General features: G+C 38.1%; 8 protein-coding genes. 6 read left to right on the forward strand and 2 right to left on the reverse strand.

Annotation, left to right across the window (positions count from 1 at the left end; translation table 11 throughout):
- Window positions 1-6 precede the first annotated feature (6 nt).
- Window positions 7-1,620 (forward strand): RagB/SusD family nutrient uptake outer membrane protein, encoded by a 1,614-nt coding sequence (locus tag Q2T41_RS07360; protein WP_304435550.1) that lies wholly within the window; start codon window positions 7-9, stop codon window positions 1,618-1,620.
- A gap of 417 nt (window positions 1,621-2,037) precedes the next feature.
- On the opposite strand, the gene Q2T41_RS07365 is transcribed toward Q2T41_RS07360, so the two are convergent.
- Window positions 2,038-3,690: a solute:sodium symporter family transporter gene (locus Q2T41_RS07365; RefSeq protein WP_304435551.1), complete on the reverse strand. Its 1,653-nt coding sequence runs from the start codon at window positions 3,688-3,690 to the stop codon at window positions 2,038-2,040.
- Between the two features lie 394 nt (window positions 3,691-4,084).
- Here Q2T41_RS07365 and Q2T41_RS07370 point away from each other — a divergent pair, with 394 nt between their 5' ends.
- From Q2T41_RS07370 to Q2T41_RS07390, 5 genes are read left to right on the forward strand one after another with little or no spacing between them, the layout of a single operon-like run.
- Window positions 4,085-7,444 carry a VCBS repeat-containing protein gene (locus Q2T41_RS07370; protein WP_304437418.1) on the forward strand — a complete coding sequence of 1,120 codons (3,360 nt, stop codon included), beginning with the start codon at window positions 4,085-4,087 and terminating at the stop codon, window positions 7,442-7,444.
- A complete protein-coding gene (locus tag Q2T41_RS07375) occupies window positions 7,434-10,685 on the forward strand; it encodes a VCBS repeat-containing protein (protein ID WP_304435552.1) in 3,252 nt (1,083 codons plus the stop codon). Before Q2T41_RS07370 ends, Q2T41_RS07375 begins: the two co-directional genes overlap by 11 nt.
- A gap of 3 nt (window positions 10,686-10,688) precedes the next feature.
- Window positions 10,689-12,035 (forward strand): vanadium-dependent haloperoxidase, encoded by a 1,347-nt coding sequence (locus Q2T41_RS07380; RefSeq protein ID WP_304435553.1) that lies wholly within the window; start codon window positions 10,689-10,691, stop codon window positions 12,033-12,035.
- Between the two features lie 2 nt (window positions 12,036-12,037).
- Window positions 12,038-12,937, forward strand: coding sequence for a GyrI-like domain-containing protein (locus tag Q2T41_RS07385; protein WP_304435554.1), 900 nt, complete (start codon window positions 12,038-12,040; stop codon window positions 12,935-12,937).
- Window positions 12,930-13,787 carry a hypothetical protein gene (locus tag Q2T41_RS07390; protein ID WP_304435555.1) on the forward strand — a complete coding sequence of 286 codons (858 nt, stop codon included), beginning with the start codon at window positions 12,930-12,932 and terminating at the stop codon, window positions 13,785-13,787. Before Q2T41_RS07385 ends, Q2T41_RS07390 begins: the two co-directional genes overlap by 8 nt.
- 3 nt (window positions 13,788-13,790) lie before the next feature.
- Here the strand turns inward: Q2T41_RS07390 and Q2T41_RS07395 are convergent, their stop codons facing one another.
- The gene (locus Q2T41_RS07395) at window positions 13,791-17,513 is read right to left on the reverse strand and encodes a metallophosphoesterase (RefSeq protein WP_304435556.1); all 3,723 of its coding nucleotides are present in this window, start codon (window positions 17,511-17,513) and stop codon (window positions 13,791-13,793) included.
- Window positions 17,514-17,551: the final 38 nt, after the last annotated feature.

Consider the following 17,551-nt stretch of genomic DNA (forward strand, 5'->3'; position numbering starts at 1 on the left):
TATATCATGAAAAACAATCATTTTAAAATCTTAACACTTTCTATTCTATCGTTGGTAGGGGTCTCCTCTTGTACCGACTTAGAAATAGAAGAAACAGATTCAATTATATCTGATGGGTTCCAAGGCTTGGCCGACCCTTCATCTACCGTAACCAATTTATACGGTTCTCTTGCCGGACAATATGCAGGGCAGGACAATTACTTTGCCTTACAGGAAGTAACTTCAGATGAACATTTAATTCCTACCCGTGGTGGTGACTGGGGTGATAATGGTTTATGGAGAGTATTGCATACCCATGACTGGAACGGACAACATGCATTTATCACAAATGTATTTCAGTTGTGGAACGGTAATCAATTGCAAGCTTCTCAGGTTTTAGACTCAAGAAGTAACCCTTCCGCAACAAACATAGGGGATGCAAGCTTTATTAGGGCTTATAGTATGTGGGTTATTTTGGACAATTATGGACAAGTACCTTTTAGGGATACTTCATTACCTTCCACATCAGTTCCTGAAGTATTGACAGGGCAAGCTGCAGTAGATTTTATCCTAGCGGATATTGAGACTGCCATTGCCAATGCTCCTGCAACACAAGCAGCTAGTGGTGAAGCTAACTTAAGAGCCAGTAAAGCAGCGGCTAGATATTTAAAAGCTAAGGTTCTTTTAAATAAGCATATCTATGTTGGTGGTGAACCAAATGGTGCAGATATGGCCGAAGTTATTTCTTTGGTTGATGCCATTACCGCAGATGGTTATGCATTGCAAGAAGGTTATTTTGACTTATTCTTACCAGATGCAGATACTGAAACTATTTGGGCTTTAGAAGCCAATACCATTAACAAAGTGGTAATGGGACTTCACTATAACAACACCAGTATTCAAGGTGGTGGTTGGAACGGGTTTAGTACCCTTGCTGAATTCTATGATCTTTTTGAAGGTGATGCCGAATTCAACGAACTGGATGCCAACCAAGAACCAGCAAACGGACAGGAAGAGCGTAGAGGTGGTGTGCCAACAATTGGTGTTCCTTTTGACAACCAACCTTATGCATCAGAATTGGATGGATATGTAAATGGTTCCAATGTTGGATATGGTTTCCTAATCAACCAACAATATGCTTTGGATGGTACTCCTTTAAAAGACAGGCAAGGTGCCCCTTTAACTTTCAAAAGAGAATTTAAAGATGGTACAGGTGCTGTTAATTTCATTAACAATGATGAAACTACAGGTATTAGAATCCAAAAGTATGCCGCTAGAAATGGGGAAGCTTCTATTAGTCATCAAATTGTATTTAGATATGCAGATGCCCATTTAATGAAAGCAGAAGCTATGTTCAGAAGTGGTGGTGACCCAACATCTATGATCAACGACCTAAGAACAATTCGTAATACTGAGGAGTTACTAGGTACTGTTACCGCACAGGATATCTTAGATGAAAGAGGAAGAGAATTGTATCAAGAGGCTTGGAGACGTAATGATTTAATTCGCTTTGGCCAGTTTGGCAGAGATTGGTTGTTCAAGGCACCTGGAACAATTGATAACGATGATTATAACGTTTTCCCAATTCCACCAGCACAATTATTGGCAAATCCAAACTTGGTACAGAACCCAGGTTATTAATAAGTTAAGTTAAGTGTAAGTAAAAGGACCTCCATTTTTGGAGGTCTTTTTTTTTTGCACTTATACCATTGGGTTTAAGGATAAAAACATTTTTATTACATGTTAGCAGCTATTCTAACCCCAATTACCAACCTACAATTATAGAAAGGAATTGTCATTCCTAGTAGCCAGACCTATTAAGAAATTCCTGATTTTTAATAGTATTTAAGGTTCACAATAAATGTATTTAATTACATTCTGCCCTACCAGATACATCTATACAAGCCATATAAACAAATAATAAATCTGCAATGCTAAAATTATACCCGTTCGATACAGATACCATGTTACCCATGCATAAAAAAAAACCTTAAGCAACTTTTAAAGTTACCTAAGGTGTTTATTCCAAATTCATTTTACCATGAATTTAACTTGATATTATTTAGCAAAGTATATATAGATACCCACTACAATACAGCATATAGCAATACCGACTTGATTTACGTATTTGTATGGTGTAATGGATACTTGATTGGTATATTCCAACACAAAAGGTTCCTTCCTAGGCCTTAATGATCCTATAATCAGCATGATTACTATGTTGGTGATAAACAGAATCGCCATTATATGCAAATAATGAGGATATGCTTCAGCCTCAATTAGCTTTAGTGCACCGGCATCCGTAATTCCATTTGCATTGGCCTGCGCCAAGGCATCATCAACAAATTTATTTTTAAGCCAAAACTGGCTAATGATATATAATGCCGAACCAGAAAGTATTCCAATTTTTGCAGCCAATGCAGGAACTCTCTTTGTTAAATAGCCTACAACTATTATAGTGAAAATTGGTATACTGTAAATTCCGTTTATTTCTTGCAAATAATTGAACAAACTACCTGCATTGGCAATTAGCGGAGCTATAAACATTGCCGCCAGCGCCAAACATATTCCAAATATCTTACCATATTTAACTACGGTAGTTTCAGAAGCATCCTTATTGATATGTTGTTTATAGATGTCGATACCAAAAAGGGTTACGGAACTATTTAACACACTATTAAACGAACTCAATATGGCACCAAAAAGTACCGCGGCAAAAAAACCAACCAAAGGTTTGGGCAATACGGCCCTAACAAGTTCTGGATAGGCCAGGTCACTTGAATCTAAATTACCGTCAAAATAATGATAGGCGATCATTCCCGGTAAAACTAAAATTAATGGCCCCAATATCTTTAAAAACGATGCCAGTAATAAGCCTTTTTGCCCTTCTGCAAGGTTCTTGGCGCCTAAGGCTCTTTGTATAATTTGTTGGTTGGTACCCCAATAAAACAATTGCACTAACATCATTCCGGTAAAGATGGTACTAAAAGGTACTTCTTGACCTGTATTACCGGTAGAATCAAATCGTTCTGGGTTTGTGCTCATTAGCGTATCCAAACCACCAAACACACTACCGTCACCAATAGCCATCAATCCAAAAATGGGTATTAAAAGCCCCCCCACCAATAGCCCTATGGCGTTAATGGAATCAGAAACGGCAACCGCCTTTAAGCCCCCGAACACCGCATAAACGGAACCGATGATACCTATTCCCCATATACATATTACCAATGCCGTACTATCCGTTACGTTCAACAATTGCGGTACATTGAACATACCGCTGATAGCCACTGACCCTGAATATAAAATTACCGGAAGCAAAACCACTACATAACCGGTAAGGAAAAGACCAGAGGTCAATGTTTTTGTAGCAACATCAAACCGTTTGGCCAAAAATTGAGGCACTGTAGTCAAACCACCTTTTAAATATCTGGGCAATAAGCATATAGCGGCAACAACGATGGCAATGGCAGCCAATGTTTCCCATGCCATTACGGACAATCCGTCCGTATAGGCACTACCGTTAAGTCCAACAATTTGTTCCGTAGAAAGATTGGTCAGCAACAATGATCCTGCAATTACCCCAGCCGTTAAACTTCTGCCTCCTAAAAAATAGCCGTCAGAAGATTGTTCATCTGTACTTCTTGTCGCAAAATATGATACTATGGCCACCAATAAAGTAAAGCCTAAAAAAGATAAAATCCCTATCATTTGGTATGTTGTTTATGATTAAGTCAATGCTAAATATATTGGATTATTTTCATTACTTCTAAAATAGGACCATGAAAAACATTTTTATCACAATTAAACACCTAATCTATAACGATTTCGATAAATATTAACATACAGTTTTTTCAATAAAACGCAACAAATAGTAGGTATTTGGCTATCTTGCAATTTAATTTTCCGTATAGTGAATATGGAGTTTAAAACCAATTTTAATAGTTTTACAACATCATATTTATCGAGATGAAATTAGAGTTGACCATCTGCAAAAAAAAGGCATCTTGCAACGCTGATTATTTACTTATAAAGTTCATTTAATAATATGACATTTTCCTTGTCCATACCCCAATACAAATTGATATTTCAAACATACTTTAAAATGGGTCCGCAGTCGCTTAAACTCCTCTGCTTAAGCTTGCTCACACTTTTATGTATTTCCTGCGACCCAAAAGAACAAAAAGATACTATCGATACCAATTCTCCAGAATCTACTTTATTTACCCTTTTAGAGCCAAAAGAATCAGGTATTGAATTTGTAAACAAAGTGGAAAATTCCAAAGAATTCAACATATTCAAGTACAGGAACTTTTACAATGGCGGAGGAGTTGCAATAGGTGATATTAATAATGACGGATTATCAGATGTTTTTCTTACCGGAAACATGGAACCCAACAAATTGTATTTGAACAAAGGCGGGTTAAAATTTGAGGATATATCGGAAAAAGCAGGAATTCAAGGTAGCAAACCATGGTCTACCGGGGTAGTAATGGCAGACATTAATAATGACGGCTTACTAGATATATATGTAAGTAATGCGGGCAATATGGAAGGTAACAACCATGATAACGACCTCTACATAAATAATGGGGACGGTACATTTACAGAAAAAGCGCATGAATATAATTTGGCAGAAACAGGCTTTTCTACCCATGCCTCTTTTTTTGATTATGACAAGGATGGTGATCTTGATGCCTATATCCTGAACAACAGTAATATTCCCGTAAGTAGTTTAGGTTATGCCGAACAACGAGATGTAAGGGCTCAGGATTGGGAAGGCGTTCCTAAAATTTTTAGGGGTGTTGGCGATATGCTTCTGAGAAACGACAACGGAAAATTTGTTGATGTTAGTGAACAAGCGGGTATTTATGGCAGTCTTATTGGTTTTGGACTGGGAGTAATGGTTACCGACATTAACAATGATCTATACCCGGACATTTACATTTCCAATGATTTTTATGAACGGGACTATTTATATATCAACAACCAAGATGGAACATTTAGCGAGGAAATTCAGGAATGGACAAACCATTTAAGCCTGTCGGCAATGGGTATTGATATGGCAGATATAAATAACGATGGGCTGACAGATATTTTTATTACAGATATGCTTCCGGAACCGGACCAACGTGTAAAATCTGTAATGGAGTTTGAAGGATATAATGTCTTTAAGCTCAAACAAAGTAAAGATTTCCATCAGCAGTATATTCAAAATACCTTGCAACTAAATAACGGGAACGGCTCTTTTTCTGAAATTGCCTATTACAGCGGTATTGAAGCAACTGATTGGAGTTGGGCCGGTTTATTGTTCGACATGGATAATGACGGGTTAAAGGATATATATATTACCAATGGTATTAACCATGACTTGACAGATTTGGATTTTGTAGATTTCTTTGCCAATGAAATCATTCAAAAAATGGCATTGACCGGAAAGAAGGAATCCATTGATTCCATTATCCAGAAAATGCCGGTTACACCACTTCCTAATTATGCCTACCGTAACAATGGCGATTTAACCTTCAGTAAATACAACAAGGAATGGGGTTTTGAAATTCCAAGTCGTTCTAATGGTACCGCCTATGGAGACCTGGACAATGACGGTGATTTAGATCTGATCGTCAATAATGTTAATATGGAAACCTTTGTATATAGAAACAATGCAGAATCTAAAACCGACAACAATTATATTAAATTGAATTTTAAAGGTGCGGATGGCAATAAATTTGGTATAGGAACTATTGCACGTTTATATTACCCAGACAATATAATTGACCAAACATTAATGCCCTCAAGAGGATTTCAATCTTCTGTAGAATACGCTATGACCATAGGTTTGGGCACTACCTCAATATTAGACTCCATTAGAATTATTTGGCCAAACGATGCAACAGAAAAATTGGTGAACGTAAAAGCCAACCAGACCCTTACATTCGTTCAAGATAATGCAAAGGAAATATTTAAAGTCGCAAAAAAACCCCAGGCAACCTTGTTGAACGAAATACAAAATAGTACGCTTTTACAGCATGAAGAAAACAATTATGTAGATTTTGACAATGAAGGATTAATATCAAGATCATTATCTGAAGAAGGACCTGGAATGGCCATTGGCGATGTGGACAATGATGGCAATGAAGATATATTTATTGGTGGTGGCAAAAACCAATCTGGCGCATTGTACTTGCATAAAGGTAACGGAAAGTTATCCAAGCCTATTTTAAACCATTTTAAAGACGAGGCTTCTTACGAGGACACTTCTGCCGCTTTTCTTGATGCAGATGCAGATGGCGATTTGGATTTACTTGTAGGGACTGGTGGCAATGAACTGAGAATGCAGGCCACATATGGCATACGCCTATATCTTAATGATGGTAAAGGTAACTTTACCTTAAGCACGGAAAAATTACCCTCTACCAATAAAAATGTTGCTGTCATTACCCCTTCGGATTTTGACGATGACGGGGACATGGACATTTTTGTTGGTTCAAGAAGTGTAGTAGGTACCTATGGTATAGATCCGGACCATTTATTATTATTGAATAATGGCGATGGCACTTTCACGGATGTTACGGAACGCAGGGCATATGACCTAAAGGATGCCGGCATGATCACCGATGCCAAATGGCTTGATATGGACGGTGACGGCAAAAAAGATTTGGTCACGGTCTCTGATTGGGGCAGTCCAAAAATTTATAAAAATTCTGGCAGAAGATTAAGCAATTTTAAAAGTTCGTTAGATAGTTTAAGTGGATGGTGGGGCGCAGTTGAAGGATACGACCTTGACAATGATGGTGACCAAGATTTGATCTTAGGGAACATGGGCAGCAATCTACATTATAAACCTACCACCGGGCAACCTATGAGAATGTGGGTCAACGATTTTGACAATGACGGTACCATTGAACAGATTACTACACAACACTATGATAATGGAGATTATCCGTTACATCAAAAAAAGGAATTGACCTCACAGATTCTAGCCCTAAAAAAGAAAAATATCAAAGCTTCTGAATATGCGAACAAAACCATTCATCAGCTTTTTGATAAGGATATACTCGATAATACTATTATAAAAGAAGCACGTATCTCAGAATCCATTATAGCGATCAATAATGGTAACGGTAATTTCACAATACAAATTTTACCTCCCCAAGTACAGTTTTCCTGTATTTGTGGAATTCAATGCCTGGATGTGGATAAAGATGGTAATCTAGACTTGGTCATGGCGGGCAACAACTTTGAATTTAAACCTCAATACTCTAGATTAGATGCCAATTATGGTAATGTCCTTTTAGGGGATGGAGCACTTAACTTTACATGGCAAAATTACTTGGACAGCGGATTTTTTATTAGAGATGAGGTCAAACAATTGAAAATAGTTAAGGACAATAAGGGCAATGAATTCATAATAGCGGCCATTAACAATGAACTGCCCAAACTGTACAGCTTAAATGAAAAATAGATTATCAATACTTTTCTTGCTCTTGGTCATTGCAAGCTGCACCAACAAAGGTGGCGAAGTCTTTACCAAACGTTCACCTAAAGATTCTGGTATTACGTTTGAAAACACGCTTACAGATTCAAAAGACCTGAGCATACTGGATTATCTTTATTATTACAATGGCGGCGGTGTGGCCATTGGGGACATCAACAACGACAGCCTGCCCGATATCTTTTTTTCCGGCAATCAGGTCAAGAACAAGCTGTACCTTAATAAAGGTAATTTAGAATTTGAGGATATCTCCAAGAGTGCCGGAGTTGAAGGCAACAGTTCATGGAATACAGGTGCCGTAATGGGAGATATCAACGGAGACGGTTTGTTGGATATTTATGTATGTGCCGTGGTTGGCCTTAACGGGTTTAATGGTTACAACGAACTATATATCAACCAAGGCAACAACACATTTATGGAGAGCGCTGCCCAATATGGGTTGGACTTTGAATCCTATAGCTCTTCGGCCGCTTTTTTAGATTATGACCTTGATGGCGATTTGGATATCTACCTATTGAACCATGCCGTGCATTCACAAGATTCTTATGGCACAGCTTCCTTACGAACAAAGCGTACATACGAAACCGGTGATAAGCTATTGCGCAATGACAATGGCAAGTTTACGGATGTTAGTGAAGAGGCAGGTATTTACGGTGGCATCAATGGATATGGATTGGGCATTGCGGTTTCTGATTTTAATCAAGATGGCTACCCTGACCTTTATATAGGAAATGATTTTCATGAAGATGATTATTATTACCTTAATAATGGCGATGGCACTTTTAAGGAAAGCTTAAGGGAGTATTTTGGACATACCACTAGGTTTTCTATGGGAAGTGATGTAGCGGACATTAACCATGACGGGCTTCCTGATCTTATTTCATTAGATATGTTAGCGGGAGATGAGAAAGTCCTAAAATCATCAGATGGGGATGATGATATTCAAATCCATAAACTAAAGACCGGCAAATTTGGGTACTATAACCAATACACACGAAACATGCTGTTCATCAACCAACCAAATGGTACATTCTTGGAAACCGCATTGTTGAGCGGTGTTGCAGCTACGGATTGGAGCTGGAGCGCGTTGTTTGGAGATTATGACCAAGATGGTGAGCAAGATCTGTACATTAGTAACGGTATTCCAAAAAGGCCCAATAATCTGGACTACATCAATTACATTTCCAACGAAAACATTAAACAAAAAATCAATAATACCAACCTTGTTGATCAAAAGGCATTGACACTAATGCCTTCTGGCTATGTGAGCAATATGGTGTTCAAGGGAGCAGCAAACCTTAAATTTATTGATGAATCACAAAATTGGCTAGAAAAAGATTCCATTATTTCCGGTGCCACGGCCTATGGGGATTTGGATAACGACGGGGACCTTGACCTTGTGACGAACAATCTCAACCATCCTTCATTAATTTTGGAAAACACTACCAATGCACAGCGTAATTGGCTCAAAATTAAGTTGTCCTATCAAAAAGGTAACAATTTTGGCATAGGGACAAAAATATATGCATATACCAATGGTGTGCAGCAATTTAAAGAGCTTTATACTGTAAGGGGGTTTCAAGCATCATCAGAACCCGTGATACATTTTGGTTTCAATACGGTAGAAAAAATAGATTCCATTAAAATTGTATGGCCAAACAAAAAATATCAGACACTCAAGAATATTCCTGTCAACCAAACATTATATATTCAGCCAGAAAATACCAAAACTGTTCCGGTAAAGGCTAAAAACGGTGCATCCTTGCTCTTTAAAAAATCAGCCAATAATCTAGGGATAGATTATGTACATATAGAGGACTCATATAGTGACTACTTACGCCAGAAATTGATTCCATATCAGATTTCTGATAGAGGCCCTGCCGTTAGCATTGGAGATCTGAATGGTGATGGAACGGATGATATATTTTTTGGCGGGGCTAAATACGTTGCATCACAAATATACATTCAAGGAGATACGTTATTTCAACAAAAGCAGTTTCCAAAAGTTAAAAATGATAGTATCAAGGAAGATATTTCTTCCTTGATTGCCGATTTTAATGCGGATGGCAACAATGACCTCATGATAGGTACCGGGGGAGCGGATTTCTTTGGACAGATGAAACCATTGACAAATTCTTACTACACCAATAACGGACAAACTATGGTGGAAGCAGAATTACCCCAACTTTATGAAAACACGGCAGTTCTGTTAAAATTAGATTTTGACCATGATAATGATATAGATGTGTGGGTAGGAAACCAGTCCATTACCGCAGATTATGGAAACAAACCCAACAGTTATTTATTGGAGAACACTAATGGGTCATTTTCAATTTCCAACCAAAACGTCTTTAAGAATTTAGGACTTGTTACAGATGCCCTTATTGCCGATTTCAATAATGACGGCTGGGAAGACATCATTGTTATAGGTGAATGGATGTCCCCTAAATTTTTTCAGAACAATAATGGCATTTTTACCGAGGTCAATGTATTGCACAATGACAAAATAAACGGATTATGGCAAGCAATTACAAGTTTTGATATCGATGCGGACGGAGATTTAGATTTTCTTTTAGGGAATTGGGGCACAAACACCAAATTTTCGGCTACGCAAGAGCACCCAATGCGTATGTATTATGGAGATTTGGACCTAAACGGGTCTACAGAAACAGTCATCAGCACATATAAAAGTGGCAAAAATTATCCCATTGACGGACTTAAGGAATTGTCCAGCCAATTGGTATTTTTACGTAAAAAATTCACCGATTATAGCTCATTTGCCGGAAAATCAATAGAAGAAGTTCTGGGCAAAGAAGCCATTAAAAATACCGAGATTTTGGAAGTTCATACATTAAACTCCGGATTTTTAAGAAATGATAACGGTAAATTCTCGTTTATTCCTTTTAATTTTGAATTACAAACAGCTCCGATCATGGACTTTTTGGAATATGATTTTGATGGTGATACCAAGACCGAAGTTTTGGCCGCCGGAAATTATTTTGGGGTTAAACCCTACCATGGGCGTTTTGACTCGTTTCCCGGTGCAATGATCGCCCAAGGCCCAGCGGTATCGCTAACAGGTGATCTAGGCCTTGATCTTAAGGGAAAATCAATTAGGAACATGCAAACTATCACATTTAAAGGACATACGTACCTACTGCTAACATTCAACAATGAAGCGGCACAGGTATATCAAATACTTAAACAATAGAACATGAAAAAGTATCTTGCTTTACTATGTTTTGGTTTACTCTTTTTAAATTGTAAAAAGAAGGATGAGCCAATACAAATTACCCCGGAAGAACTACACAACTCTATAGATTTAGTGGTGGATATCATGATCCATGATATTTTTTCTCCCCCGGTCGCAAGTAGAATTTTTGCCTACCCAAATATTGCAGCATATGAAATTATTGCCCAGGTTAACCCTGAATACAATTCATTGGCAGGACAGGTAACAGATTTAAAACCAATACCTGAAATAGACACTGTACAAGGCATAAATCCTCAACTGGCAGCATTGATCGCCCACATGAACATAAGTAGGCAATTAATATTTTCAGAAGATAAATTTGATGTTCTTCAGGATAGTTTGTTTACCCAATGGAAAAATCAAAATGAGACAGAATTTGAGGTTTCCAAGACCTATGGACTAAAAGTCGCCGAGCATATCAAGGACTGGATGGGAAAAGATCAATATAGCCAAACCCGTACCATGCCAAAATTTACCGTTAATACAGACGAAGCGGCAAGGTGGCAACCTACCCCACCGGCCTATATGGATGGTATTGAACCCCATTGGAACAAAATACGTCCTTTTGTATTGGATTCCGCAGCCCAGTTCAAACCCATTCCGCCACCGGAATTTTCATTGGATAAAGACTCCCATTTTTATAAAGAGCTAAAGGAAGTATATGATATAAATAATGAAATCACCAAAAACGGTGATGAGTCCGAAGAAGTGGCCATAGCCAAATTTTGGGACTGTAACCCTTATGTCTCCGTTACCAGGGGGCATTTAATGTTCGCTACCAAAAAAATTACACCCGGTGCACATTGGATAGGAATAACCAAAATTGCCTGTAGAACTACAGAATCTAATTTTGATGATACGGTATATGCCTATACTAAAACCTCCTTGGCCATTGCAGATGGATTCATAAGTTGTTGGGACGAAAAATACAGAAGTAATCTGATAAGACCGGAAACCTTGATCAACCAGCATATTGATGAAAACTGGAAACCCATTTTACAGACCCCTCCGTTTCCTGAATATACCAGCGGGCATAGTGTGGTTTCTGGCGCGGCCGCTACTGCCCTGACCAGTATTTTTGGAGAGGATTTTTCTTTTGAGGACGATACTGAAATACCTTATGGACTTCCGGTCCGTTCATTCAATTCCTTCAATGAAGCTGCAGATGAAGCGGCCATTAGCAGAATGTATGGAGGTATTCACTACCGTGCCGCCGTAGAGGTTGGCGTAGGACAGGGAAGAAAGATCGGTGCATTATTGAACTCAAAAATTAAAATGAAAAACACAAATTCAATAGCCCAGAACTAAACATGAAAAAAGGATTTACCATTGCAACTACCATTATTGTCATTGGCTTACTTTGGTACTTTTTTATAAAACCACAAGATTACCAAGTAAGGGTATTGGCAAAATCATTTCCAGGAACCATCAACCAATCATTGAAGTCATGGAACAACACTTTGCCAAACGCTACCATTCAGCAACTAAACGACCTAAACCATCTTGAGCAAAAAATAACTTTTGGAGATTCTACCAATATCTATAACTGGGAAATTACACCAATAACGGATTCAACCTCCAAATTAAAGGTTGATATTAAAGATGTGGACCATAGTTTTTTCAATAAACTTTATGTTCCGTTCACGGATACCGATTTTGAAAAAAGATCACGTAAAACGGTAACCGAATTTATGGAGAGCCTAAACCAACATTTAAAGGATATCAAAATTACATTTGAAGGTATAGAAGAATTGCCGTCTACCTATTGCGCTTGTGTTGAACACACCACCATACAAAGCAATAAGGCATTTGCCATGATGAAAAGTTATCCGTTTTTAAACTCGGTCATTATCAATAATGAAATACAAATGAACGGTATTCCATTCATAGAAACCACTGAATGGAATATGCAAACGGACAGTATTTCGTTCAATTTTTGTTATCCAATTATCCGAACAGATTCCTTACCTACGATAAAGGATGTTGTTTTTAAGGAATTCATAGGCAAAAAATCATTGAAAGCTACATATAACGGTAACTATATGACCTCTGACAGGGCTTGGTATTCTTTGTTGGATTATGCCAAAGCAGAAAATATTTCCGTAGAACAAACCCCAATAGAATATTTTTTCAACAACCCTAATATGGGCGGAGATGCGTTGCGATGGAAGGCCGAAATATTCTTGCCCATAAAAGAGACCGATGAATAAATTTCTTCCTGTTTTAATCATAGCGGCATCTGTACTAATTTCATGTACCAATTATGGTCAACTGAAAGTGGTTACGGACCTACCCTCTAGCCTAGAAGAAATTTCTGGAATGGTCACCTATAATGATTCTACAATTTGGGCCATTGAGGATAACGGCAATAAAGATGAAATCTATCAAGTGGACCAAAAAGGTAAAATTCTAAAAAGCCTGAAGGTTAAAAATGGGGACAATACGGATTGGGAAGACCTGACCAAGGACAAAGACGGCAATCTTTATATTGCTGACATTGGGAATAACGCCAATACAAGAAAAAATCTAGTTATCTATAAAGTTCCCAACCCCTCCCAGGAACCAGGAGAAAAAATAGATGCCGAACAAATTGCATTTTACTATCCAGAACAAAAAAAATTCCCCCCAAATAGAAACGCCCTATTTTATGATGCAGAAGCTATATTCCACAAGAACAACAAATTATTTATTGTAACGAAAAATAGATCTAACCCATTTACAGGTGAGGCATTCATTTATACCGTACCAGATAGCAAAGGAACTTACGAAGCATCGCTGATTGGGACTTTTACCCCTTGTATAGATTGGAAATTATGCCAGATTACCGCAATAGATATTTCTCCAAACGGGGAGAAAATTGTAGCTCTCAGCTATGGTAAACTATTTGTTTTTACAAATTTTAGCTGGGATGATTTTTCCAATGGCAAAATGGAAGAAATAGATTTGGGTGCAAGAACCCAATTAGAATCCATTTGTTTTATAGATAATAAAACCATTTTACTTGCTGATGAAAGAAGCCATGGTACGGGTGGCAATCTGTACACCTACACACTTCCTTAAACCTTAAAATCCAAATCCCAGACCAAAACTAAACCTTGCCCCATCATCACTTGCAAACAATGCCGTATTAATAGAAATAACGTCTGAGGCATTCAAGAAAAAACCACCTCCATAAGAAGTATGCCAACGCTTGGAACTTATTTCCGGATACCACACCCTACCATAATCAAATCCACCAAAAATACCCATGGCCATTGGCAAAAGAGAAGTACGTTTCTTTTTTAGGCTTAAGCGTATATCCGTATTTTGGTAAAAACTGGTCTTCCCGGTGAACCGCTGGTTTCTAAAACCACGAAGTCCGTCCGTACCCCCAATACTTGCCGCTTGATAAAATTCATAACCGTTACCTACATTAAAATGTGCCTTCCATTTGGTGGCCAACACCAATCTCCCATTTGGTACCAGCCTATAATCGAACCCTAATGAAGGAATAATATACCCAAAATCTCCACCACCTTTGGAAATATTGTCCTTAAACCCAACATTTACACTGGTAGACATGCCCATGGTAGGAAAAGCTTCATTGTCCTTATTTTCATAGGAATAACCTGCATGAACCCCTAAAAAATCACTGTTTGTTTCTTCTCCGTTTTGTTGATAGAACGTATTTATAAACCTATCCGCCGTTTCTTCTACACTGATATTTTGATAGGAAACCCCAAATTTAACTTTTGCCCCCAGTTGACCCCGCCACACCAAGGATGGGGAAAATTCTATTTGTCTCAATTTGACCCTATTGTAATCCAATTCCAAATCATCATCAAGGTTTACGGTGTTGTTACCAAAACCAAAAAAGTTGACGGCAAAATTAGGACTGGTAAATCTTGCATGTAATTCAGCGTTCCAATTCTCTAAAATATGTGCAAATTCTCCCTGATATTTAAAATCAAAGCCACTTGTAGCAAAATAATAAGAAGCTGCAAACGTATGTTGTTGAGTAAATGGATTTTGTCTAAAACCATTATAAGTATATGTATTTAAAAATCCAATACGCACCCCATCATCCGGATTAAAACCTATGGTAGGTATAATTTGGTTAAAGCTATTTCTAACATTTAAAGGCTGGTAAGTATTTAACTCATAATCATCTGAGCGCTTTACTTTTGCCCCGGACGTTTCTTCAAATGTATTTTTCTTGCTCTTAAAATCATAGAGTGCCACATTTCTACCATTGCCAACTTTATATAAATCATTATTTTGACCACCAATGACCCTAACTTTTATTCCCTTAAAATTTGAAGGATTCTCAATTTCAAAAATATCATCGTCATCTAAACCATATACCCAAATTTCTTTGGTATCCGCTTTTGTAAAAATTTTATGATAGAAAAGTTTTTCCTTTTTATCATCTATATTCCTATACACCTTTACTTCCGTTTGCCTTTCGTTTAGCCTATGAATTTCAAACCAATCGTCTTTATCAGTACCTGCAACCACTGCATACTTATTAAGGACACCATAATATTCTTGGGCCGTTTCCCGTATATGACTCAGCCGTGCCAACAAAACTTTCTTTATTTCATCTATGGTTTCATCCCTAACCTCATCCGGAAAAGCGGTAAACGCTTTATCTATTACTTCCGGAGTTAAATTCTTTTGCAAATAATCCGCTTGCGCCAACCATTGGCCTTTTTCCGTTTCGCCCAATAAAGCCAAGTCCAATACATAGGTTTTTGGAGATGAATTAAAGCCTTTGACACTTCTTATCTCTTCCGTAAAACCTTCCATTAAACGTAACCCCGGTATAATACGGGTTGCAATGTTCATTAAGGCACCATCGCCCATTTTGGAAAACACCTGATCACGATCCCTGGGTACAGGTCTATAGATTATTTTATCTCTCTCCTTGTCCTTAAATTCTGCCCACCTCCATTGGTCTACATGTCTATCCCAGTCTCCCAAAGCCATATCAAACAATCTTGCCCGTAGGTATAAATCTTTGTCCACCTCATATTTTTCATCATCCCGTAAATCTTCCAACATACTATCTGTACTCTTAAGCTCATTGGAATATCCAAAACTTGCCAAATTTCCATGGCCATCACCGGCATGTTCCTCTATCATATAAAGTTCGTCACCAAAAGTATCGTTGTATTCCTTTAGAGCAGGTTGTTTGGGAACATAATACAATACGGGATTGGTATGGTAAAGTCCCACGGCATCAGAAAGTGCCGCAATGGTAAAAGGCCCATAAGGATGCGACCCAGTATAAAAATCCTGTAATAGCTCTTGGGTATAGGTTTCCTTTAAGTCTTCCAATACATACTGGTCTTGAAATGCCATGGACTGCAGGTAAAGTTCAGCACTTTTTTTCAATGCCCTCATTACATATTCCCTACCGTCCTTTCGTTGTAACCGCAATGATTTGGATTGATGACCGCCCCCTTTCCTTACGGGTATAAGACCCCCCATTAACGTATCCAAATTAACGGTTGGTGCTGTAATTTTGGTGCCATAATACTTGCGGTAACGTTCTCCCCAAATAGTCCTGAAAAATTTACTCTTATCAATATCCTCTTGCGTATATACCGACGCTTTTACGGTTTTAGGAAATGAATCCGTATACTCACCCGTATACTCTACTTGGGTAGGTGGCAATACGGTATTGGTAAACAAAAACTCTTCATTGCCATTAGCCCCAACACCATAGAACCTAACCCTAGACGAACCGTCTTTGTATACTTCTAGTGTGGCATAGCCCATTTTTCCGGTATTGAACTGCGACCCGTTCAATAATCTAGTGGTACCTTCCTTGGCCCCAGATCCGCTTACAATTTGCGGTGTATTGTTTTCAACAATGTATTGTAAAGTGTGTTCGTGACCGGAAGCGAATATTACACGATCGGAAAATTGGGCCAAAGTAGTTACCCTTTTCATCAATTCATTGTATCGCTTGTTGTTCAGATCCTCAACAGATGCACCGGAAGTATTTCTAAGTATATTAATAAATGTTCCCAATACGGGTACCGGTACAGGAAGTTCTTTGGGATAGAATTGTTTACGTAATGAAAATTGGCCACCATGGGGACCATAACTTGTGCTAGGGTGATGCATGGCTATAATCGTAGTTCTATCCCTATAATCCTTTATGGCGTCCTCCAATTCCAGAAAAAATTTCTCCCTACTTTTAATATCGCATTTATCGTTCATATCCGGGCGTTTGTCCCAATTCGTCAAGTACCACTCCGTATCTATCGTAATAATAGCAACATCATCCGATACCTCTATGACATCCAAGGGACATCCATTTTCTGGTAAAAATGGGTCTTTTTCTTTCTTTTTCAATGCATCCTTGATATAGTTCTCTTCCCGCTCAAGACCAATTAAACCTTCTGTATACCAATCATGATTTCCTGGTATGAACAATGGTCTACCCTTAAAATTATCAAGGGTCTTCAACTGGGCATCAAGATCATTTTTGGCATTAAAATATGCGACTGTAGAATCCTTGGGGTCTGGCAAACCAGCAGGATATATATTGTCTCCCAAAAAAATAGCAGTACTGTTCTTTTTCGCTTTGTCCAGTCTTTTCTTGAAAATTTTCAAGGCAGCGTTCATATCTCCCATTGGGGACAGGCCAGCATCACCTATAAGATAAAACGTATGGATTATTTCTTTTTCCTCTTGAACGTCCAACGCATATTTTTCATCTACATATTTAGTATCAATGGTGGCGCAACCGGTAATTACGGATACTATTAATAGGTAAGCATAATATTTTCTCATAGTAATGTAACCCTCTTTAAAATTTTGTAATTTGGGTA

Origin of the sequence: Maribacter confluentis (genome assembly GCF_030505015.1) — a bacterium.
GTDB classification, from domain to species: domain Bacteria; phylum Bacteroidota; class Bacteroidia; order Flavobacteriales; family Flavobacteriaceae; genus Maribacter; species Maribacter sedimenticola.

Bases quoted from the DNA above. Each gene is read 5' to 3' on its own strand.
- Q2T41_RS07390 (WP_304435555.1), top strand. From the start codon at position 12,930: ATGAATAAATTTCTTCCTGTTTTAATCATAGCGGCATCTGTACTAATT.
- Q2T41_RS07360 (WP_304435550.1), top strand. From the start codon at position 7: ATGAAAAACAATCATTTTAAAATCTTAACACTTTCTATTCTATCGTTG.
- Q2T41_RS07375 (WP_304435552.1), top strand. From the start codon at position 7,434: ATGAAAAATAGATTATCAATACTTTTCTTGCTCTTGGTCATTGCAAGC.
- Q2T41_RS07385 (WP_304435554.1), top strand. From the start codon at position 12,038: ATGAAAAAAGGATTTACCATTGCAACTACCATTATTGTCATTGGCTTA.
- Q2T41_RS07380 (WP_304435553.1), top strand. From the start codon at position 10,689: ATGAAAAAGTATCTTGCTTTACTATGTTTTGGTTTACTCTTTTTAAAT.
- Q2T41_RS07395 (WP_304435556.1), bottom strand. From the start codon at position 17,513: ATGAGAAAATATTATGCTTACCTATTAATAGTATCCGTAATTACCGGT.
- Q2T41_RS07365 (WP_304435551.1), bottom strand. From the start codon at position 3,690: ATGATAGGGATTTTATCTTTTTTAGGCTTTACTTTATTGGTGGCCATA.
- Q2T41_RS07370 (WP_304437418.1), top strand. From the start codon at position 4,085: ATGGGTCCGCAGTCGCTTAAACTCCTCTGCTTAAGCTTGCTCACACTT.